At 65.3% G+C, this 20,662-nt stretch carries 17 protein-coding genes; 9 read left to right on the top strand and 8 right to left on the bottom strand.

Annotation, left to right across the window (positions count from 1 at the left end):
* The first annotated feature begins 22 nt into the window (after nt 1-22).
* The 6 genes from E8F11_RS28850 (at nt 23) to pcaC (ending at nt 5,636) form a co-directional block, all read left to right on the top strand.
* Nucleotides 23-871, top strand: a complete 849-nt coding sequence (locus tag E8F11_RS28850; protein ID WP_280292336.1) for a CoA transferase subunit A — start codon at nt 23-25, stop codon at nt 869-871.
* Nucleotides 871-1,668, top strand: coding sequence for a CoA-transferase subunit beta (locus E8F11_RS28855; protein WP_280292337.1), 798 nt, complete (start codon nt 871-873; stop codon nt 1,666-1,668). Before E8F11_RS28850 ends, E8F11_RS28855 begins: the two co-directional genes overlap by 1 nt.
* On the top strand, nt 1,665-2,870 hold the full coding sequence (pcaF, locus tag E8F11_RS28860; protein WP_280292338.1) for a 3-oxoadipyl-CoA thiolase: 1,206 nt from the start codon (nt 1,665-1,667) through the stop codon (nt 2,868-2,870). The genes E8F11_RS28855 and pcaF overlap by 4 nt, the downstream gene beginning before the upstream one ends.
* A 132-nt stretch (nt 2,871-3,002) precedes the next feature.
* On the top strand, nt 3,003-4,364 hold the full coding sequence (locus E8F11_RS28865; RefSeq protein WP_280292339.1) for a 3-carboxy-cis,cis-muconate cycloisomerase: 1,362 nt from the start codon (nt 3,003-3,005) through the stop codon (nt 4,362-4,364).
* Nucleotides 4,365-4,373: 9 nt separating this feature from the next.
* A complete protein-coding gene (gene pcaD, locus E8F11_RS28870; RefSeq protein WP_280292340.1) occupies nt 4,374-5,162 on the top strand; it encodes a 3-oxoadipate enol-lactonase in 789 nt (262 codons plus the stop codon).
* Between the two features lie 78 nt (nt 5,163-5,240).
* The gene (gene pcaC / locus E8F11_RS28875) at nt 5,241-5,636 is read left to right on the top strand and encodes a 4-carboxymuconolactone decarboxylase (protein ID WP_280292341.1); all 396 of its coding nucleotides are present in this window, start codon (nt 5,241-5,243) and stop codon (nt 5,634-5,636) included.
* 230 nt (nt 5,637-5,866) lie between these two features.
* Here the strand turns inward: pcaC and E8F11_RS28880 are convergent, their stop codons facing one another.
* From E8F11_RS28880 to E8F11_RS28890, 3 genes are all read right to left on the bottom strand, one after another.
* Nucleotides 5,867-7,579 (bottom strand): FAD-dependent oxidoreductase, encoded by a 1,713-nt coding sequence (locus E8F11_RS28880; protein ID WP_280292342.1) that lies wholly within the window; start codon nt 7,577-7,579, stop codon nt 5,867-5,869.
* Between the two features lie 266 nt (nt 7,580-7,845).
* Nucleotides 7,846-9,120: an OprD family porin gene (locus E8F11_RS28885; protein ID WP_280292343.1), complete on the bottom strand. Its 1,275-nt coding sequence runs from the start codon at nt 9,118-9,120 to the stop codon at nt 7,846-7,848.
* A gap of 94 nt (nt 9,121-9,214) precedes the next feature.
* A complete protein-coding gene (locus tag E8F11_RS28890; protein ID WP_280292344.1) occupies nt 9,215-9,385 on the bottom strand; it encodes a hypothetical protein in 171 nt (56 codons plus the stop codon).
* 274 nt (nt 9,386-9,659) lie between these two features.
* Between E8F11_RS28890 and E8F11_RS28895 the strand changes: the two genes are divergently transcribed.
* The 3 genes from E8F11_RS28895 to E8F11_RS28905 all read left to right on the top strand — a co-directional run bounded on the left by E8F11_RS28895 (nt 9,660) and on the right by E8F11_RS28905 (nt 12,444).
* Nucleotides 9,660-10,436: an IclR family transcriptional regulator gene (locus E8F11_RS28895; protein ID WP_280292345.1), complete on the top strand. Its 777-nt coding sequence runs from the start codon at nt 9,660-9,662 to the stop codon at nt 10,434-10,436.
* Nucleotides 10,437-10,700: 264 nt separating this feature from the next.
* Nucleotides 10,701-11,516, top strand: coding sequence for a sugar phosphate isomerase/epimerase (locus E8F11_RS28900; RefSeq protein ID WP_280292346.1), 816 nt, complete (start codon nt 10,701-10,703; stop codon nt 11,514-11,516).
* A 49-nt stretch (nt 11,517-11,565) separates the two neighbouring features.
* Nucleotides 11,566-12,444 carry a DMT family transporter gene (locus tag E8F11_RS28905; protein ID WP_280292347.1) on the top strand — a complete coding sequence of 293 codons (879 nt, stop codon included), beginning with the start codon at nt 11,566-11,568 and terminating at the stop codon, nt 12,442-12,444.
* Between the two features lie 109 nt (nt 12,445-12,553).
* Here E8F11_RS28905 and E8F11_RS28910 read toward each other — a convergent pair whose 3' ends face one another.
* The 5 genes from E8F11_RS28910 to E8F11_RS28930 form a co-directional block, all read right to left on the bottom strand.
* Nucleotides 12,554-13,909 (bottom strand): DUF1329 domain-containing protein, encoded by a 1,356-nt coding sequence (locus E8F11_RS28910; RefSeq protein ID WP_280292348.1) that lies wholly within the window; start codon nt 13,907-13,909, stop codon nt 12,554-12,556.
* Nucleotides 13,910-13,918: 9 nt separating this feature from the next.
* Nucleotides 13,919-15,613 carry a DUF1302 domain-containing protein gene (locus tag E8F11_RS28915; RefSeq protein ID WP_280292349.1) on the bottom strand — a complete coding sequence of 565 codons (1,695 nt, stop codon included), beginning with the start codon at nt 15,611-15,613 and terminating at the stop codon, nt 13,919-13,921.
* 267 nt (nt 15,614-15,880) lie between these two features.
* Nucleotides 15,881-17,452: a sulfatase-like hydrolase/transferase gene (locus E8F11_RS28920; protein WP_280292350.1), complete on the bottom strand. Its 1,572-nt coding sequence runs from the start codon at nt 17,450-17,452 to the stop codon at nt 15,881-15,883.
* 63 nt (nt 17,453-17,515) lie between these two features.
* Complete coding sequence (locus tag E8F11_RS28925) at nt 17,516-19,471, bottom strand: sulfatase-like hydrolase/transferase (protein WP_280292351.1); 1,956 nt, start codon at nt 19,469-19,471, stop codon at nt 17,516-17,518.
* Nucleotides 19,472-19,628: 157 nt separating this feature from the next.
* Nucleotides 19,629-20,576 (bottom strand): formylglycine-generating enzyme family protein, encoded by a 948-nt coding sequence (locus E8F11_RS28930; protein ID WP_280292352.1) that lies wholly within the window; start codon nt 20,574-20,576, stop codon nt 19,629-19,631.
* Between the last annotated feature and the right edge of the window lie 86 nt (nt 20,577-20,662).

A 20,662-nucleotide genomic window follows, 5' to 3' on the forward strand; every position in this document is an offset into this window, starting at 1 on the left:
GGACAACAACACGAGATCTACCATGGCTGAAATCCTGTCTCTCCGCGAAGCCGTCGAACGCTTCATCAACGATGGCGACAAAGTAGCCCTCGAGGGCTTCACCCACCTGATTCCCACTGCCGCGTCCCACGAAATCATTCGCCAAGGCAAGAAAGACCTGCACCTGGTGCGCATGACCCCCGACCTGGTCTACGACCTGCTGATCGGCGCCGGCTGCGCCCGCAAGCTGACCTTCTCCTGGGGCGGCAACCCCGGCGTGGGCTCGCTGCACCGCCTGCGTGACGCGGTGGAGAAGCAGTGGCCGCGCGCCCTGGAGATCGACGAGCACAGCCATGCCGACCTGGCCAACTCCTACGTGGCTGGCGCCTCGGGCCTGCCGTTCGCCGTGCTGCGCGCCTACACCGGCTCGGACCTGCCGAAGGTCAACCCGAACATCAAGTTCATCAACTGCCCCTTCACCGGCGAGCAACTGGCCGCGGTGCCCTCGGTGCGTCCGGACGTCACCGTGATCCACGCGCAGAAGGCCGACCGCAAGGGCAACGTGCTGCTCTGGGGCATCCTCGGCGTGCAGAAAGAAGCGGCCCTGGCGGCCAAGCGCTGCATCGTCACCGTGGAAGAGATCGTCGACGACCTGAACGCGCCGATGAACGCCTGCGTGTTGCCGACCTGGGCCCTGACCGCTGTCTGCCTCGTGCCCGGCGGCGCCCATCCGTCCTATGCCCATGGCTACTACGAGCGCGACAACCGCTTCTACCAGGCCTGGGACCCGATCGCCCGCGACCGCGAAACCTTCACCGCCTGGATCGATGAATACATCCGTGGCACCGAGGATTTCGCCCAGTTCCAGCAGAAAATTGCGGAGGCCAAGTGATGAGCGCTCAATCCACCCGTGACTACAGCACCAATGAAATGATGACCGTGGCGGCCGCCCGCCGCCTGAAGAACGGCGCCGTCTGCTTCGTCGGCATCGGCCTGCCGTCCAAGGCCGCCAACCTGGCGCGCCTGACCTCGTCCCCGGACGTGGTGCTGATCTACGAATCCGGCCCCATAGGTGCCAAGCCGACCGTACTGCCGCTGTCCATCGGTGACGGTGAGCTGGCCGAGACCGCCGACACCGTGGTCCCCACCGGCGAGATCTTCCGCTACTGGCTGCAAGGTGGCCGCATCGACGTCGGCTTCCTCGGCGCCGCCCAGGTCGACCGCTTCGGCAACATCAACACCACCGTGATCGGCGACTACCACCAGCCGAAAGTGCGCCTGCCCGGTGCCGGCGGCGCCCCGGAGATCGCCGGTTCCGCCAAGGAAGTGCTGATCATCCTCAAGCAGTCCCACCGCACCTTCGTCGACAAGCTGGCCTTCATCACCTCTGTCGGCCATGGCGAGGGCGGCGATCACCGCAAGCAGCTGGGCCTGCCCGGCAAAGGCCCGGTCGGCATCATCACCGACCTCTGCATCATGGAGCCGGAAGCCGGCACCAACGAATTCGTCGTCACCTCGCTGCACCCGGGTGTGACCCGTGAGCAGGTAATCGCAGCCACCGGCTGGCCGATCCGCTTCGCCGCCGAGCTCAAGGAAACCGTGGCGCCGAACGACGAGGAACTGACCGCGCTGCGCGCCCTGGAAGCCCGTACCGCCGCCGCCCACGGCCAGCAAGGGGGTGAGGAATGAGCCGCGAGGTCTACATCTGCGACGCCATCCGTACGCCCATCGGCCGCTTCGGCGGTGCCCTGGCGCCGGTACGCGCCGATGATCTGGCTGCCGTGCCGATCAAGGCCCTGGTGGAGCGCAATCCCCAGGTCAAATGGGATCAGGTGGATGAAGTCTTCCTCGGCTGCGCCAACCAGGCCGGTGAAGACAACCGCAACGTGGCGCGCATGGCGCTGCTCCTGGCCGGCCTGCCGGAAACCATTCCCGGCGTGACCCTGAACCGCCTCTGTGCCTCGGGCATGGATGCAGTGGGCACCGCCTTCCGCGCCATTGCCGCGGGCGAGATGGAGCTGGCGATTGCTGGTGGCGTGGAATCCATGTCCCGTGCGCCCTACGTGATGGGCAAGGCCGACAGCGCCTTCGGCCGTAGCCAGAAGATCGAGGACACCACCATCGGCTGGCGCTTCATCAACCCGCTGATGAAGGCCCAGTACGGCGTCGACGCCATGCCGCAGACCGCCGACAACGTCGCCGACGACTACCGGGTTTCCCGTGAAGACCAGGACGCCTTCGCCCTGCGCAGCCAGCAGCGTGCAGGTGTCGCCCAGGCCGCAGGCTTCTTCGCCGAGGAAATCGTCCCGGTGGTGATCAAGGGCAAGAAGGGCGAGACGGTGGTCGATCAGGACGAGCACCTGCGTCCCGACACCACCCTCGACGCCCTGGCCAAGCTGAAGCCGGTCAACGGGCCGGACAAGACCGTCACCGCCGGCAACGCCTCGGGCGTCAACGACGGTGCCGTGGCGCTGATCCTGGCGTCCGCCGAAGCGGTGAAGAAACATGGCCTGACCCCGCGCGCGAAAGTGCTGGGCATGGCCAGCGCCGGCGTCGCGCCCCGCGTCATGGGCATCGGTCCGGTACCGGCGGTGCGCAAGCTGATGGAGCGCCTGAACCTGGCCATCGGCGACTTCGACGTGATCGAACTGAACGAAGCCTTCGCCGCCCAGGGTCTGGCCGTGATGCGTGAACTCGGCATCGCCGACGACAGCGCCAAGGTCAACCCCAACGGCGGTGCCATTGCCCTCGGCCACCCGCTGGGTGCCAGCGGCGCGCGCCTGGTCCAGACCGCCCTGCACCAGCTGGAGAAATCCGGCGGCAAGATCGGCCTGGCGACCATGTGCGTGGGCGTAGGCCAAGGCCTGGCCCTGGCCATCGAGCGGGTCTGACGCCATTGGTGCGCGCGGCACACCCTACCGTAGGGTGCGCCGTGCGCACCGGCCGTTCCACACCACAAAGGCTGGCCCTGCACAGCCGGCTGCTATAAAACGAATCACCATCCCGATTTCTGGAGCACTGGCTTGAACAGCCCGAGCAACCAACTCTTCGATGCCTATTTCACGGCACCTGCCATGCGCGCGGTCTTCTGCGACCAGGGCCGGGTGCAGGGCATGCTGGATTTCGAGGCCGCGCTGGCTCGCGCCGAAGCGAGCGTGGGCCTGATTCCCGCTGACGCCGTGGCGCCCATTGCCGCCGCCTGCCAGGCCGAACTCTATGACTACGCCGCCCTGGCCCAGGCCATCACCAGCGCCGGCAACTCCGCCATCCCGCTGGTGAAGGCGCTGGGCAAGCGCGTCGCCACCCAGAGCAGCGAGGCCGAACGCTACCTGCACCTGGGCGCCACCAGCCAGGACGCCATGGACAGCGGCCTGGTGCTGCAACTGCGCGCCGCCGCCGAGCTGCTGGAGCAGGACCTCGCCGGCCTGGCCCAGGCCCTGGCCGTGCAGGCCGAGCGCTTCGCCGATACCCCCTTGGCGGGCCGCACCTGGCTGCAGCAGGCCACCCCCGTGACCCTGGGCATGAAACTCGCCGGGGTTCTGGGCGCCGTCACCCGTCACCGCCAGCGTCTGGCCGAGCTGAAGCCGCGCCTGTTCTGCCTGCAGTTCGGCGGCGCCTCCGGCAGCCTGGCCGCCTTGGGCGAACAGGCCTGGCCGGTGGCCGAGGCCCTGGCCCGCGAGCTGGATCTGGACCTGCCCGACCAGCCCTGGCACACCCAGCGCGACCGCCTGGTGGAGTTTGCCAGCCTGCTCGGCCTGATCGCCGGCAGCCTGGGCAAACTCGGCCGCGACCTCAGCCTGCTGATGCAGACCGAGGCCGGCGAAGTCTTCGAACCCTCGGCGCCGGGCAAGGGTGGCTCCTCCACCATGCCGCACAAGCGCAATCCGGTGAGCGCCGCCGTGCTGATCGGCGCAGCGACCCGCGCTCCGGGCCTGGTCTCCACCATGTTCGCCGCCATGCCCCAGGAGCACGAGCGCAGCCTCGGTCTCTGGCATGCCGAATGGGAGACCCTGCCGGAACTCTGCTGCCTGGTTTCCGGCGCCCTGCAGCAGGCGCTGCTGATGGTGCCCGGCCTGGAAGTGGACGCCGCACGCATGCGCCACAACCTCGACCTGACCCAGGGCCTGGTCCTGGCAGAGGCGGTGAGCATCGCGCTGGCCCAGCGAATCGGCCGCGACGCCGCCCATCACCTGGTGGAGCAATGTTGCCGCCAGGCGGTGAAAGAGGGCGCCCATCTGCGCCAGGTGCTAGGCGCCAATGCCGAAGTCACTGCACAACTTTCCGCCGCCGAGCTGGACCGCCTGCTCGACCCGGCCCATTACCTTGGCCAGGCCCGCCGCTGGGTCGAACGCGCCGTCACCGATCACAACAATTTTTCGAGCTAGGAGCTTTCCATGCCTGCCGTACGTCTCGCCGATGGCGACCTGAACTACCTCCTCGAAGGCCCGGCTGGCGCGCCGGTGCTGGTGCTGTCCAACTCCCTGGGCACCGACCTGCACATGTGGGATGCGCAGATCCCGGCCTTCACCCAGCACTTCCAGGTGTTGCGCTATGACACCCGCGGCCATGGCCAGTCCGTGGTCAGCGAAGGCCCCTACAGCATCGAGCAGCTGGGCCGTGACGTGCTGGCCCTGCTGGATGCGTTGGACATCGCCAAGGCGAGCTTCTGCGGCCTGTCCATGGGCGGCCTGATCGGCCAGTGGCTGGCGATCAACGCTCCCGAGCGCATCCAGCGCCTGGTGTTGTGCAACACCGCCGCCAAGATCGGCAGCCCGGACGTCTGGAACCCGCGCATCGACACCGTGCTCGCCGGCGGTGCCCAGGCCATGCGCGACCTGCGCGATGCCTCCATCTCCCGCTGGTTCACCCCTGAGTTCGCCGAGGCTGAGCCGGCCCAGGTCGAGCCCATAGTCGGAATGCTCGCGCAGACCTCGCCCGCGGGTTACGCCGCCAACTGCGCGGCGGTGCGCGATGCGGATTACCGCGAGCAGCTGGGTGCCATCCGCGCGCCGACCCTGATCGTCTGCGGCAGCGGCGACCCGGTGACCACCACCGAGCATGGCCGCTTCATGCAGGAACGCATCCGTGGCGCCGAGCTGGTGGAGTTCCATGCCGCGCACCTGTCCAACGTCCAGGCTGGCGACGCCTTCAGCCGTCGTGTGCTGGATTTCCTGACCCAGTGACCCCGCTGGTGCGCACGGCGCACCCTACCGCGATGTAGGGTGCGCCGTGCGCACCGCGAACTCGATCCGGAGCCGAAGATGGACGAGAAAGAACGCTACGAAGCCGGCATGCAGGTCCGCCGCGCGGTGCTGGGCGACGCCCACGTCGACCGCAGCCTGCAGAACCTGACGCCCTTCAATGAAGAGTTCCAGGAGATGATCACCCGTCATGCCTGGGGCGATATCTGGACACGTCCGGGCCTGCCGCGCCATACCCGCAGCCTGATCACCATCGCCATGCTCATCGGCATGAACCGCGAGGGCGAACTGAAGCTGCACCTGCGCGCGGCGAAGAACAATGGCGTGAGCCGCGACGAGATCAAGGAAGTGATCATGCAGAGCGCGATCTACTGCGGCATTCCTGCCGCCAACGCCACCTTCCACCTGGCCGAGGCCGTGTGGGACGAGCTTGGGGTGGAATCGCTGCAGGGCTGATCCGCCGCAAGACCAGACGCCGCCCGGACCACGCATCCGGGCGGCGTCTTTTGTGTGGGCAAGAGAAGCCTGTGGGGCGCTCATCCCGAGCAGTGATCCTTCCGCGTGCCCGGCCCCTGTAGGAGCGAATTCATTCGCGAAGGACTGCGCAGCAGTCCCATCGGAGCCTGAAGGGCAGGCCTTTGGCCTGCTTTCGCGAATGAATTCGCTCCCACAAGAGGCGCAAGGGCTCAGGCGACCCCGGCCACATGCTTCCCGGCGATATAGCCGAAGGTCATCGCCGGCCCCAGGTTGATCCCGCCGGAGGGGTAGTGCCCACCGAGCACGCTGGCCATATCGGTACCCGCGGCATAGAGGCCGGGAATGGGTCGGCCGGCGATATCGAGCACCCGCGCGTTACCGTCGGTACGCAGGCCGGCGAAGGTACCGAAGCAGCCCGGCTGCACTTTCACCGCGTAAAAGGGACCCTGCTCGATTGGCGCCACGCAGGGGTTGGGGCCGGTATGCAGCGCGTCGCCGTTCCTGCGGTTGAACGGCGTGCTGCCCCGGCGGAAGGCCGGATCCTGGCCCTGGCGGGCATGCTGGTTGAACTCGGCGACCGTATTGGCGAGGCCCGCCGGGTCGATGCCGCATTCACGGGCCAGCTGCTCGATACTGTTGCCACGCTTGAGGTAGCCATTGCGCAGTTGCGGCCAGAGCGGCACGGGCGCCGGGCGGGCAAAGCCCAGCCCGTAGCGGCGCTGGAAGCGGTGGTCGCAGATCAGCCAGGAGCAGGGCTCTTCGCCCTCCGGCACCGCTTCGAGCATGGCGGCGACATAGTCGTAGTAACCGCCGGCCTCGTTGACGAAGCGCTTGCCATTGGCGAGCACGCCGATGATCCCCGGCTTGCCGCGGTCGATGATGTGCGGGAAATGGCCGACCGTGCCGTCGGGGTAGGGCACCCTGGATACCGGTGCCCAGGCCACCGGGGACTTGAGGTCGTCGGCCACCACGCCACCCGCGGACTCACCCAGGCACAGACCGTCGCCGGAGCAGGCGAGCGGGGGCAGGGCGAGGTTGTCGTGGCCGCTGGCATCGCGGGGGAACATGGCCTTGCGCCGGGCGGGGTCGTTGGGGAAGCCGCCGGCGGCGAGCACTACGGCTCCGGAGCGAATGGTCAGTTCGGCGCCATCCCGTTCCACCACTGCGCCGCGTACCTGGCCATTCTCGATGATCAGCCGCCGGGCCGGCGCCGACTCCAGCAGCCGCACGCCCAGGTCGTCGGCGGACTTGGCCAGGCGCGCCACCAGCGCCACGCCATTGACCAGGTGCATGGCGCGGCCATAACGGGCCAGGTGGTAGAGGTGGGCGGTGAAGCGTCGGGTGACATGGGTGAATGCGTGCAGCGAGCGGGTCATGCCGAGGAAGGCGGCGAGGTCGGCACCGGCCATGATCGGCATGCCTATGAAAGAGGTCTCGCGCATGGTCTTGCGCAAGCGTGGCAGCAGGGCGCCGACTTCGCGGGCGTCATAGGGGGCGGCAATCACCTGGTGGCCACCGGTGGCGGCGCCGGGCGTGTCGCCATGCATATCCGGGATGCCGTTGCCGTCGACGAACTGCAGGGCGGTGTGCTGCTCGAAGAAGCCGACCATTTCCGGACAGGCTTCGAGGAAGGCATCCACCATCTCCGGCCGGTACTGCTCACCCAGCTCATGACGCAGGTAGGTGCGTGGCTGTTCGATGTCTTCTTCGATGCCGGCGCGGCGCGCCAACGGGTTGCGTGGCACCCACATCCAGCCGCCGGACCAGGCGGTGGCGCCGCCGAATACCGGATCCTTCTCCACCAGCACCACCTTCTGCCCGTGATGGGCAGCCGTAACCGCAGCGGCAAGGCCTGCCGCGCCTGAGCCTATGACCAGCAGGTCGCAATCGAGGCTGTGTTGGGTAGGTATTTCGGCCGGCATCGCGCTATTCCTTAATTTGTGGAACATGGTTCCATATTCTATGGCTGCCATGGACTGCGACCAAGGTCATTCACCGGCAAGTGGCCGATCAGCGAACACAAAGGCTGGATTCGCGCAGATATCGGTAGGGTGCGCCGTGCGCACCAGCTAGTCCGCGCAGGAACACTGGTGCGCGCAGCGCACCCTACGTGGAGCCGGCCGGCAGAGCCCACAAAAAAGCCCGCCAGATGGCGGGCCGAGGTAGTCGAAGCACGCTTACCAAAGATTCAGAGCAACGAGAGCGGGTAGGAGATGATCAACCGGTTCTCGTCGAAGCTGGTGTTGCTGCCCCAGTCACGGCGCATGCTGGAGTTGCGCCACTTGAAGCTGAGAGCCTTGAAGGCGCCGGACTGTACGACGTAGGCCAGCTCGCTTTCGCGGCCCCATTCCTCGCCATCGCGTACCGCGCCGACATGCACGTTGTCACCGCTGATGTAGCGGTTCATCAGGGTCAGGCCGGGTACGCCGAGGGCGGCGAAGTTGTAGTCGTGGCGCAGTTGCCAGGAGCGCTCGCCGGCGTTGTCGTAGCTGGAGTTGTAGCTGTCGTTGGCCAGGGTGCCGCCGCTGGTGCCGTTGACCCGCATCCAGGCGTCGTCGCCGCTGACCTTCTGCAGGCCGACATAGAAGGTGCTGGCACCGTACTTGGCGGAGAACAGGCCGGACCAGGTGTGGTTGTCCAGGTCGCCGGCGCGGGCCGAGCCGTCTTCCTTGCCGGTGAAATAGCCGAGGGTGGCGCCCAGGGTCCAGTCGCCGATTGGCTGGCTGTGCACCAGTTGGACGAACTGCTGCTCGTAGATGTCCTTCAGTTGGGCGTTCCACAGGCCCACCAGGGTCCGGTCGTCATTGAAGCTGTACTCGCCACCGACGAAATTGAAGCGATCGGAAGTGAAGGCGGCTCGGCCGTTCATGAACATGTCTTCCATGCTCGCGTCATTGCGTGGGCTGTTGCCGCGGAACTGGCCGCCATAGAGGGTCAGTCCGTCGATTTCCTTGGAGGTCAGCTGGCCACCTTCGAAGGTCTGCGGCAGGGAGCGGCCATCGTCGGAGCGCAGGATCGGCAGCACCGGCATCCATTCGCCCACCTTCAGCTCGGTGTTGGAGATGCGCATCTTGCCGGCCACGGCCAGACGGCCGAAGTCGTCGGCGGGGCGGCCGTCGTCATGCACCGGCAACAGCTGCGTGCCCTTGGTGCCACGGCCGCCATCGAGCTTGACCGAAAGCAGGCCGAGCATGTCGACGCCAAAGCCCACCGTGCCTTGGGTGAATCCGGAGCGGGCGTCGAGGATGAAGCTCTGGGTCCATTCCTCGGCCTTGCCCTGGGTAGCGGAGTCGTCGACGAAATTGCGATTGATATAGAAGTTGCGCAGATTCAGGGTCGCCGTGGCGTCTTCGACGAAACCGGCCTCCTCGGCGGCCTGGGCGGGCAGGGTGCCCAGCGCGACTGCGGCGGCGAGGAGGCTCGGGGCATAGCGGAGTGCCTGGCGGCGGCTGGTGGATTTCATGCTCGATCTTGCCTCTGTGATTGTTGTTTTCAGGTGCGCAAAAAGCCCTTCGCGGCGTTTGCGCGAATGCGAGTCGGTCGGGGTTTCGGCGGCGCTAGCGGGCTTTGCGCAGGGCGCTCCGGCGCTGCAGGCAGCGGAGCAGGCGGTCGCGCAGGGAGTCGTCACCGGCCAGTTGGACCAGGTCGATGGAGGCGAACGGCGAGCAGTTGTCGAAGGCATACCCGGAGGCGGGTGGCGAGGCATGGGATGGTTGGGGCTGGAGCATCGCTATGGACCTTTCTTGTATTTATGGCGAGAGGAGCGAAGCGTTGCTGGGGTCGCAGGCTGGTTGCGGCAACGCTTCGAACCTGGGACTGATAGTGAAAGCTGCCGCCGCGGTGTTCAATTCATCCAAAGCGCTTCTGTTCGATAATCGAACTAAAACTAACTGGTCCGTACATTTTGTCCCGAAGCTGGCTGAACGAGCGGCTGCAGTTCCAGGTTTCTAAGGGCAGGGCTTGTCTTCTAGAATCGGCGGACACTCTTCAGGATCATTGCCCATGGCCGGTAGCCAGATCGAACGCGCATTCAACCTTCTCGAACGCCTCACCAGCGACCCCCGCGGGCTGCCCATGCAGAGCCTGGCGGATGAGCTGGATATCCCCAAGAGCGCGACCCACCGCATGCTCGCCGAGCTGATCCGCCTCGGTTACGTGCGGCAGAACGAGGAGAACAGCCGTTACCAGCTGTCCACCAGGCTGGTGGCCATGGCTTTCCGCTATCTGGCCAGCAGCGGGGCGGACATCGTCCAGCCGATCCTCGATCGCCTGGCCCAGGAAACCGGTGAGCTGGTGCGCCTGGGCGTGATCGACGGCGACCGCCTGACCTGGATAGTCAAATCCCAGGGCGCGCGCTCCGGCCTGCGCTACGACCCGGACATGGGCCGCGACGCACCGCTGTTCTACACCGCGTCCGGCCACGCCTGGCTGGCAAGCCTGAGTGATGCCGAAGCCCTGGTGCTGGTGGAGCGCCAGGGCGTGGCCGACCCGGCGGACTTCGGCCCCAACGCGCCGCGTTCCAATATCGAGCTGCTGGAGCGCCTGCGCCAGGCCCGCGAGCATGGCTATGCCTGGGTGGTGGAAAGCTCGGCGGTTGGCACTTCGGCCCTGGCCGCCGTGGTCCGCGACCCGCGCAGTGGCAAGGCCATAGGCGTGCTCAGCGTCGCCGGCCCCAGTGCGCGCCTGCCGGAGGATCGCATGCACGAACTGGCGCCGCATCTGGTGGAAGCCGCAACTGAGCTCTCGGCCGCGAGCCAGGCTTCCGAGTTCTTCGTCTGAGCTCTGCATAGGCGGTGAGACCCTCCAAATTGTGGGGGCGAATTCATTCGCTATGGGCAGCGTAGCTGCCCCCTTGGGGACTGGATGGGCAGGCCTGCGGCCTGCTTAGCGATTGAAATCGCCCCCACAGAGAACCTTCTCCTCCTGCACCTCCTCAGCTCAGGACGCGTGATCGATCCGCAGCTCATTTTTCTCTTGCGATAATCTGGAACCAGGTTCTAAATATTGTAAGTCCAATTGTGGAACTGGATTCCGAGAAGAACCATGACCGATCGCATTTTCTCCCTTGCCGCCCTGACCGTTCTCGAACTCTCGCCACCGGACATGGTGGAAGTGGCCGCGCGCACCGGCTACAGCCATGTCGGCCTGCGCCTGGTGCCGGCCACGCCCGAGGAGTTCCACTTCCCGCTGGTGGCCGACGCCGGGCTGCGGCGCCGGACCCTGGAGCGCCTGCGGGACACCGGTGTACGGGTGATGGATATCGAAATCCTGCGGCTCAAGGCGGAGACCCGCGTGACCGACTTCGAACCCGTGCTGGCGGCTGGAGCTGAGTTTGGTGCCACGGACGTGCTGGTGGCCGGCAACGATGGCGACGAGGCCCGCCTGACCGACAACTTCGCGGCCTTCTGCGATCTTGCCGCCCTCTACGGCATCCACCCGAGCCTCGAGTTCATGCCCTGGACCGATGCCCGCGACCTGACCCAAGCGGTGCGCATCGTCGAAAACGCCGGCCGCACCAATGCTGGAGTGCTGGTGGATGCCTTCCACTTCAACCGCTCCGCCTCGCGGCTGGAAGACCTGGCCGAGGTGGCGCCGGCGCGCCTGCGCTATGCGCAGCTCTGTGACGTGGCCGGGCCGCGCCCGGACGACATGGATGAGATCCTCCGCCAGGCACGCAACGAACGACGCTTCCCCGGCGATGGCGACAGCGACCTGCTCGGCCTGCTGCGCACCCTGCCGGCGGACATCCCGCTGAGCCTGGAGATCCCCACCCGCCAGTTGATGGAGCAGGGCGTCAGCGGCCTGGAGCGTGCCAGGATCGCAATGGAAAAGGCGCGGACGCTTCTCGACCGGATCTGAGATTTCACCCTTCACGCGGCCGGCTGGGCCGCGTTCTTTTGAGACTCTGATGAGCGCCAATACCCCGCTGTCCGGAACAAACCAACCGCTGCGGGGCATCCTGCTGGTGGTCCTGGCCACCTTCCTTTTCGCCGGGCATGACGCCCTGTCCAAATACCTCGGCGGCCTGTATCCGGTGGTGATGGTGGTCTGGGCCCGCTACCTGGTGCACACGCTGCTGATGGCCGGCATCTTCTTGCCCCAGGCGGGTCTTCGCGTACTGCGGAGCCGCCGGCCGCTCCTCCAGGGGCTGCGGGCGTTGAGCCTGCTAAGCACCAGCCTGTTGTTCACCGCCGGGCTGCAGTACATCCCGCTGGCGGAGGCCACCGCGGTCAACTTCCTCGCCCCGGTGCTGGTGACCGCGCTCTCGGTGCCGTTGCTGAAGGAAAGGGTTAGCGCGGGCCAGTGGGCGGCGGTGGTGATGGGCTTCGTCGGCGTGCTGGTGATAGTCCATCCGGGCGGCGAACTCTTCACCCCGGCCATCCTGCTGCCCTTCGGATCGGCCATGGGCTTCTGCTTCTACCAGCTGCTCACCCGCAAGCTGGCCGCCCACGACAGCCCGACCACCAGCAATTTCTTCGCCGGCCTGTGCAACACCCTGGTGATGAGCGCGGTGGTGCCCTTTTTCTGGCAACTGCCGAGCCTGGGCAATGGCCTGCTGATGCTGGCCCTGGGCGGCGCGGGCATGACGGCGCACCTGCTGCTGACCCAGGCTTTTCGCCTGGCCGCTCCGGCACTGCTGGCACCCTTTGGCTACTGCCAGATCGTCTTCGCCGGGCTGCTCGGCTTGTTGATCTTCGCCCACACCCCCGACGCCACCACCCTGGTGGGCATCGCCATCATCTGCCTGAGCGGACTGGGTGCGGCCTGGATGCAGCGTCGCGGATGACGAGCGCTGTTCAGGCCCTGCAGGGTCTGGCGAACAAGAATGCCCGGATCCGCTGGACCCTCCTCGAGTGGCGGTGCCGCTCCAGACTGAGCGGCACCGCCAGCCAGCCTCAGCGAACGCCGTCCTGGCGCAGTTTCGCCGGAGTGAAGTCGCTCGGTTGCAGAGCGATATTGAAGTCGTAGGGGACTTCTTCGTTGGTCAGGGTGCCGATCGTGTAACGGCCGGAGATCAGGTCGTATAGACCAATACCGGCCGACCAGACCAGTGGCTGATCGTAGTAGTTGATGCTAAAGGCTTCGCCAACCCGCCAGAGGGTGTCGCGGTTGTCGTAGTGATCGGAAACCAGGATCTGGTAGCTGTCCTCGTCCAGGTAGAGATCACGCTGCTTGTAGACATGCCGGACGCCCGTCTTCAGGACCCCGCGGACATGCCAGACGCGATGCAATTCGTAGCGCGGCAGGTCCGCATTGACGTGCCCAGGCTTGATGATGTCGCTGTACTTGTTGCTCTTGGCGGCGAAGCGATAGTTGTTGTACGGCACGTACATCTCCTGCTTGCCCACCAGTTGCCAGTCGTAGCGATCCGGTGATCCGGAGAACATATCGCCGTTGTCATTGGTGGCCATCCCGTCCGAGGAAGGGTTGTCATAGGCGTAGTTGGGCATGCGCCGCACGCGACGTTGGCCGGTGTTGTAGGACCAGGCCAGGCGTGGGTTCTTTACCTGGTTGATGGGCTCATGGACCAGGGTCTCCTGCCCCGCCTTGCGGGCCGGGGCGAGGATCGACTGGCGGTAGTAGAGCAGGACGTTTCCGTTCGCCTTGCCGTAGTCGGAGACGTCCCGGTTGAACATGGCGACCTCCATCACCTTGTTCAGCTGATAGTCGCCATTGAGCTGCGGCTGCGCACCGGCGTAGTAGCGTTTGACGCCCTCTCCGCGATATCGCATCAGATGGTTCCACACCAGTTCCAGGCCCGAAGAGGGAATCGGGAACGGCGCAGCGTTCTTGGTATCGGCAACTCCGTTGCCGTCTTCGATCAGCTTGGCGTTGAGCGCATTCTCCTTGACCATTGCGTATACGGCGTCCGGGTAGGAGGCCGAGCGGTGCGTCGGGTACACCTGCATTTTCCGGCTGTTCGGGTAGCGCTTGAGCAGTGCCAACTGACCCGGGCTGAGTTTGTCGCGGTACTCCTCGGCATTGGCGGCCGTGATGGTGAACAGCGGTTTGTCGGCGGCAAAGGGGTCCTGGTAGCCGCCCGCCGGATCCAGCGCATCGTTGCGCTGGGAGAGGCCACCATCCCAGGCCGGAATGGTGCCGGCGGCATTACCCGCCCTCTCCGCACCGAGCGGGGTGAGGTCCTGGCCGAGACGCGCGGCCTGGGTGGTGTCCACCTGGGCTTGCAGCAGCGGGGAAGCCAGCATCGCGACAGCCAGGAGACAGGGATTGAAGCACTTTGAACCGAGCATGATGCCTCCTCAGAAGCTGTACTTGACGTTGAAGGAAAGGAAATCGCGGTCGCCGTTGTCGCCACCGGTGTAGTCGACGTAGCGCACACCGACGGTGAACTGGTCCTGGTAGATGGCGTCGACGCCCAGGGACGTGCTCCAGGCTTCTTCGTTCAGTCCGTTGGTCAAGCTAGGCGCGACGCCATTGAAGGTGCGCCCATGACTCACGCTGGGGACCAGGCTGAAGATGTTGAACACGTTGTTGTAGGTCAGCGAGAGGCCGGCGGTGGCGCCGTAGGCGCTGCTGGTGACTTCGCCGTAGTCGACGTCCGACTCCAGCCCCATCACGCGGCTGGCGACCACTTCGCCCTGCAGGTTGGCCGCGTCGGCGCCCAGCACCGCGCCGATGTTGCGGATGGTGCCCAGCGAGAGCTGGTACATCTCCTTCTCGCGGAAACCGTCGATGTGCGTGCCGGCAGGCCTGCCCGCCGGATTCGACAGGGCTGCGCGCAGGAGCGCCGAGGGCGACAGGGCGATGGGCGCGTTGGGCCGATAGGTCAGCTCACCGAACAGTGACTGTCCGCTGAAGAAACCGTCACCGCCGATCGTGGTGTTGAAGCTGGTGCCGTACAGTTCACGGTGCTCCAGGTACTCGGCATGGTAGGTGGCGGTGCTGGGGATCGGGACGGGCCCCAGCTTCTGCGCCACGGTGGCGCCGACCTGCGGCAGCTGGGCGCTGTAGCGCAGGTGATAGAAACCGAATTCGGTATCGTTCAGCGCCGGAACGTACCAGCGCAGCGCCACGCCGAGTTGCGCTGCGTCGTCGGCATCGACGTCCGACGTACGCGGCACGAACTGGGCGCGCGGTGCGCCCGGCACCGATGGGTTGTCGAAGGCTCCTGCGGCCACGTAGTCGCAGCCCTCACCGATGAAATCGTTGCTGGAGAAATAGGTGCCGCAGACGTCGACCTTGGTTGCCTCCCAGGCCCAGCCTGGCTGGTAGTAGGCTTCCACCGTCAGGCTATCGCTCAGCTCATAGGAGCCGTAACCCATGAAGGTCGGCAGGAACGCCTCCTTCAGCTCCGACCCCGGCGCCCTCAGCGCGCCCAGGTCGAGCGGGTTGGTCGCGCCGATGCCGTTCTGGTAGAAGAGGCCTTCGCCCCAGTTGATGACCTGACGCCCCAGGCGCGCGTTGAGATTGCGCTCACTGACGGTCCAGCGGCCATAGACGAAGGCATCCAGCAGGTCGATGGAGGAGCCGGCCTGGTCCAGGCCATCGCCGGGGATCTGCCGATGACGCCGCTCGTCATCCTCCAGTTCGAAGTCGTAAAAGGCGCGGCCACGGACGAACAGGCCATAGGAATCGCGGTACTTCAGGCCCAGCTCCGAGACGACCTTGGCCACCTGGGAAAAGACTTCGCCCTTGCGAAAGTTGAGATCGCCGTCGTCCTTGTTGATCTTGTCGCCATTGGCGCCGGTGCCGCCGTTGGCCCGCGCGATCAGCTTGCTGTCCTGCCCTTCTGCGCGGTAGCTCACACCATAGGAAAGCGTGGTATCCAGGGAGCCGGCCCAGTCCTCCGAATGGAACTGGAAGGCCTGCGCCACCCCAAGAGGCAAGGCCAGCATTGCCGCCCCCGCCAGGGAGACGCCCATCAACTTCCCATTGCACCTGCGCAGGGCGAGCCGGCCGAAGTCGACCGACTTGCCATCAATCAACGCATTCATCGTCACTACCTTTATTTTTATTGTCGATTTGCAGGCCGATGCCTGCATGGATGTCGTGTTCAGGGGACGCCGTGGCGAGGGGAAGGATTGCGGGTCACGAATCTCGTCCCAAGAGAAACTATCCGACTGGATAAATATGCGAATTGCCCGCTACCTTGTCAATGCCGCTGTCGCGAAAGGGGGCTCCGAAAGCTGCCGATGCGCAGAAAGAAATTTCGCGATACGCGCGCCGGCAGCGGGAGCAGTCCTCGGACGACTTTGAGGTTGCTATTGCTTGAGGCTCTGCAAGACAAGGTCAAAACGCGGCGGGGCTTTGCTGATCGATTGCTCGAATGCTTCCGCATTCTTGAGCAGGCGCTGAACGATGGCCGGCTCCTTCGCGGCCTGGTCGTATTTCTCGCCCGGGTCGCTGCCCAGGTTGTACAAGGTCGGGGGATTCAGCTTCCCTTCATGTCCGCCGATACGCGCGCTCGATTCGTGGATGTTGAGTTTCCACTCACCCTCTCTCCAGGCCATCAGCTTGCCCCCAAGGTAATAGGGCAGGGTGGTGCGCGGGCTCTCGCGTCGGCCCTTGAGCGTTTCGGAAAGATCGATGCCATCCAGCTCGATCGCCGGAACCTTGGTCCCGGCCAGCGCCGAGAAGGTAGGTAGCAAGTCGTACGCAGCCCCTATGCCGTGTACCACTGCAGGCCTGATCACTCCGGGCTGCCAGAAGATCGCGGGAACCCTGACGCCACCCTCGTAGGTCGACTTCTTGCCCTCCCGCAAGACTCCCGCCGAGCCCACCAGCTTTTCAAACCGCAGCCAGGGTCCGTTGTCACTCACGAACACCACCAGCGTGTTCTTGTCGTTGCCACTCCGTCGCAATGAGTCGAGCACCCGTCCGACACTGTGATCGAGTTCGGCAATCGCATCGCCCAGTCGGCCACCTTTGCTGGTTCCTTCGAATTCAGGGCCGGCGAAGTGAGGGAGGTGCGGCTTCTCGTAGCCCACCCAGACGAAGAAGGGTTGCTCATTTGGTTGGCTGACGTAGTCGACTACTTGATCGGTCAGTCGCCTGTTGTAGGTCTTCTGGTCGATGGGGCGTTCGAGCACCTGGTCCTCGAACCGAACCTGACCGTCGACCTCCACCCGGTCGCTCTTGACCAGGGGAATGTTCCACATCCCGCTCTTGGGGTCGGTAAAGCTCGCCGTCGCCTGGGCCAGGTATTCGGCATACAGCTTCTGCGGCGACTCGCCGGCCAGGGCGCGTTTGCGCAGCTCCTCGGGCGTCACGCCACCGATGAAGTAGCCGTCGTTGGACATGGGGGTGCCCCACCAGGTGTCGAAACCTGAGCGGGTCGGATAGGCCGCAGTGGAGTCGCCCAGATGCCATTTGCCGAACAACGCCGTGCGGTAGCCGCTGTCCTTGAGGAGCTGCGCGAGCGTCACCTCCTTGTCGAGGAAGGTGTTCGGATCGTTTTCGATGACCACGTTGTTATGGACACCGTACATACCCGTTCGCGTCTCGACACGGCCGGTCAACATCGCCCCCCGGCTTGGCGAGCAGACCGGCGAGCTCACGTAGAAATCGGTCCAGCGCTGTCCTTCCTGGGCCATCCGATCGAGGTTCGGGGTTTCGAGCACGGGGTTGCCATAGCTGGCCAAGTCCCCCCAGCCCATGTCGTCGGCGACCAGCAGGATCATGTTGGGGCTGCCGGTGGAAGGAGTCGCTTGCGCCTGCATCGAGCTCAGCGCACAGATACTCAACGCCGCCACTGCGGTGATGAGCCTGCGTTTTATGTGCAGAGGTGGCAGTTGCCCCGCGAGTGGCCGGGCGAAAGAGGCAGAGTGTTTCATCCTTTGGATTCCTGTTGTTTCGACATCACTTGATCGTGGGTTCTGGCCGTATCCCCGCAAGGTTCAGCCCACCCATTTCTTCCAGAGCAATCGCCAGAACTGGTAGACGGGATAGGAGGGTTCGTAGCGCCCCTCCAGCACCGCTTCCAGATAACGACCGGCGCTGCGCAGGTACTCCTGATCGCTACCCGCCATGCGCTTGATCGCCGGCAATGCGGCCTTGGCCTGTTCGCCGATGAAGGTCAATGCATTGAGCGACTGGAGTTGCACCTGCCAGGGTGACGATTCGCTGTCGATGATCCCCGCCAACACCTCGACCGCTTCGGGCGTCGGCATCGACAGGGCCACGGCCTCGGCGGCGACTACACGGTTCTGAACCAGTGCGTCCCCGCGCATCTGCAGCAACAGTCGCTCGCGGCCCGGGAGCGATGCCTTCCCCAGCATCAGCAGCCCTTGCAGAGCCCAGTGGCGTATCAGCGGATTGGCGTCATCCAGGTGGTTCAGCAACACCTGAAGGTTGGTGTCCTCGCGCTGAGCGGCGAGCTGACCCAGTTGCATCAGGCGGGGCAGGGGATAGGCTGCGGGATCACGGCTGGGCAGATAGCCTTCGATCGTCATCCATTCGGGAATGAAGCCGTTGTCGTTGATCGCCAGCATGTGCTCGTCCAGCGCACCACGCATTTCAAGCAGGCGCGCAGCGTGCTCGGGAAGGGCTGCCAGGTTGTGCAGTTGATCCGGATCCTGCAGCAGGTCATAGAGCTCCTCGAACGCCCTCGGCCCCGCGAAGAATCGGGCCTGGGCCTCATTCAGGCGCCCCGCCAGGTACTCGCGCTCCAGACTCTGATAGCCGCCGGTCAACCATTCGAATGCCCCGTGCTGCCCCATCGGCCGGTGCGGGCTGTAGTTGCGTACGTAATGAAATCGGCCGTCGGAGACCGCCCGAACAAAGTCGTAACGCTCCGCGATGCGGTTGCGTCCAGCGAAGACATAGCGCCGTACCGGCGCCAGATGCCCGCCAAGGAAGGCGCGGCCCTGCATCTGGGGCGGCGTGGCGATTCCGGCAATCGAGAGGACGGTAGGGGAGAGGTCGACGAAACTCACCGGCGCGTGGACTTCCGTGCCCATCCTGTCCGGCGACAGGTGCGCCCACTTGGGCGGCACATAGACCACCAGTTCACAGCGCAACCCTTCATCGGTGCAATAGCGCTTGCCTCGTGGCATGGCGCCGCCGTTGTCGGAGAAGTAGAAAACGATGGTGTCGTCGGCGACACCTTCCTCCTCCAGTTCGCGGAGCCACTCGCCGACTTCGGCATCCATCTTCGCTATCGCGTTGTAGTAGTTCGCCAGGTCCTCGCGCAGCTCCGGGGTATCGGGTAGATAGGCGGGCAGCTGGACCGCCGCCGGCTTCACCAGGCCGGATACGGATCGCAACAGCTTCGACTCATGGGTCGTCATGCTGTTGAACATCGCCATGAAGGGTTGGCCTTTCGGGCGATTCTTCCAGTGCGCCCTGGACCCGACATCATCGAAGATGGCTGCCGGGTCGACAGTGCAGTTGAAGTCGGTCTTGTTCGCGTTGACGCAGTAGTAGCCGGCCTTGCGCAGGTACTGGGGCCAGGTGCCGATGATCTGCGGCAGCGAAGCTTCTGCACGCATGTGATTGGCCGGGGCGTTGCTCTCGGCATGCATGCCGGTCAGGATGGCGAAGCGTGAAGGTGCACAGACAGGCGCCGCGCTGAAGGCATTGCGGTAGATGACGCCTTTTCTGGCGAGCGCATCGATGGATGGGGTATGCGCCAATGGATCTCCGTATGCCCCGTACATCGGCCGGTGATCTTCGCTGACGAGCCAAAGAATGTTCGGCCGGGTCTGCCCGGCTTGGGCGCTGTCGGCAAAACGACCGGCCAGCCCCAATGCGGCCAGCCCCGCCACGCTCTGCTTGAGAAAGGTCCGGCGAGAAGGGCCATCGGGCCTGGTGCCGGCTGGCGCGACCTCGATCGCAATATCCTGTTTCTTCATGACTTACTCCTGGTCGACTCAGTCCATCCCGGAGCGCTCGATTGATGACCCGCCGGCGCACAGGGACGACGCTCCACGACCCCCATCGGCAGGCCGAGGGGGTTGATGCAATGTTGGTGTTCAAGGGAGAAACGAGTGGGGCGACTCCGCCGTCGCCTTATGCAGGGGGAATGCGCTGGACGCAGCGAAACCCGACATGGCTCGTCGTTGTGTCTATCGGCTGTGGAATCCGGGCGGCCGGGCGATAGCGCTGGCAATAGTTCGGTGCGCAGAGGTGGGAGCCGCCTTTCAGGACCTTGCGCCCTACCGGCATTTCGGGCATCGCCGGGTCGTAGCTTTCCGCTTCGCCTCCCCCACGCGGGTTGGAAGGCACGCAACAGCTCGCTGCCGACTGGGCTGACGGCAAGCGGAACCAGTCGGCGGTCCACTCCCAGACGTTGCCGATCATGTCGAACAGGCCGTGGCCATTGGCGGGAAAGGAGCCCACGGGCGACGTTCGCTCCCAGCCGTCGTGCATGAGGTTCTCCCAGGGGTACCGACCCTGCCAGTAGTTGGCGAGCATCCTGCCTTCCGGCGCCAGGCTGTCGCCCCAGGCGAATTCCCTCAGCTCCAGCCCCCCGCGTGCGGCGTACTCCCATTCGGCCTCGGTCGGCAGCACCTTGCCGGCCCAGGCCGCGTAGGCCTCCGCGTCTTCATAGGCGACGTGAACGACCGGATGATCATCCAGTCCAGCGATGGAGCTTCCGGGGCCCAAGGGCTCCCGCCACCATGCCCCCGGCTGGAACCGCCACCATTGGGCGATATTGCCCATGTCGACCGCTCGTGCTGGTGGCACGAAGACCAGCGAACCTGCGACGGCCATCTCCGGCGGCATGCCTGGGTAGTCGGCAGGATCAGGCGCCCGTTCGGCGAAGGTCCGGTAACCCGTCGCCGCCACGAAAGCAGCAAACCGAGCGTTAGTGACCGGACCAGCATCGATTAGAAACGGATCGACCTTCACCTTGCGAATCGGCCGCTCCTCCGGATAGAAGCGTTCGGAGCCCATGTAAAAGATCCCGCCAGGCAGGTGCACCATGGCGTCTGAACCACCCGTGTGGGTCAGCATCGTCACGACTCCTTGCCAAGAGTGACAGCCAGGCTGCCGAGTAATCTTTCCACTTCTGCCACCTTTTTATTGTTGTGGGTCTGCAG

Source organism: Pseudomonas sp. BN417 (assembly GCF_029871205.1).
GTDB lineage: Bacteria > Pseudomonadota > Gammaproteobacteria > Pseudomonadales > Pseudomonadaceae > Metapseudomonas.

Coding starts and splice junctions, on each gene's coding strand:
- E8F11_RS28880 (WP_280292342.1), bottom strand. CDS start 7,579: ATGCCGGCCGAAATACCTACCCAACACAGCCTCGATTGCGACCTGCTG.
- E8F11_RS28910 (WP_280292348.1), bottom strand. CDS start 13,909: ATGCTCGGTTCAAAGTGCTTCAATCCCTGTCTCCTGGCTGTCGCGATG.
- E8F11_RS28855 (WP_280292337.1), top strand. CDS start 871: ATGAGCGCTCAATCCACCCGTGACTACAGCACCAATGAAATGATGACC.
- E8F11_RS28930 (WP_280292352.1), bottom strand. CDS start 20,576: ATGCTGACCCACACGGGTGGTTCAGACGCCATGGTGCACCTGCCTGGC.
- E8F11_RS28850 (WP_280292336.1), top strand. CDS start 23: ATGGCTGAAATCCTGTCTCTCCGCGAAGCCGTCGAACGCTTCATCAAC.
- E8F11_RS28920 (WP_280292350.1), bottom strand. CDS start 17,452: ATGAAACACTCTGCCTCTTTCGCCCGGCCACTCGCGGGGCAACTGCCA.
- pcaF (WP_280292338.1), top strand. CDS start 1,665: ATGAGCCGCGAGGTCTACATCTGCGACGCCATCCGTACGCCCATCGGC.
- pcaD (WP_280292340.1), top strand. CDS start 4,374: ATGCCTGCCGTACGTCTCGCCGATGGCGACCTGAACTACCTCCTCGAA.
- E8F11_RS28885 (WP_280292343.1), bottom strand. CDS start 9,120: ATGAAATCCACCAGCCGCCGCCAGGCACTCCGCTATGCCCCGAGCCTC.
- E8F11_RS28905 (WP_280292347.1), top strand. CDS start 11,566: ATGAGCGCCAATACCCCGCTGTCCGGAACAAACCAACCGCTGCGGGGC.
- pcaC (WP_280292341.1), top strand. CDS start 5,241: ATGGACGAGAAAGAACGCTACGAAGCCGGCATGCAGGTCCGCCGCGCG.
- E8F11_RS28915 (WP_280292349.1), bottom strand. CDS start 15,613: ATGAATGCGTTGATTGATGGCAAGTCGGTCGACTTCGGCCGGCTCGCC.
- E8F11_RS28890 (WP_280292344.1), bottom strand. CDS start 9,385: ATGCTCCAGCCCCAACCATCCCATGCCTCGCCACCCGCCTCCGGGTAT.
- E8F11_RS28925 (WP_280292351.1), bottom strand. CDS start 19,471: ATGAAGAAACAGGATATTGCGATCGAGGTCGCGCCAGCCGGCACCAGG.
- E8F11_RS28900 (WP_280292346.1), top strand. CDS start 10,701: ATGACCGATCGCATTTTCTCCCTTGCCGCCCTGACCGTTCTCGAACTC.
- E8F11_RS28895 (WP_280292345.1), top strand. CDS start 9,660: ATGGCCGGTAGCCAGATCGAACGCGCATTCAACCTTCTCGAACGCCTC.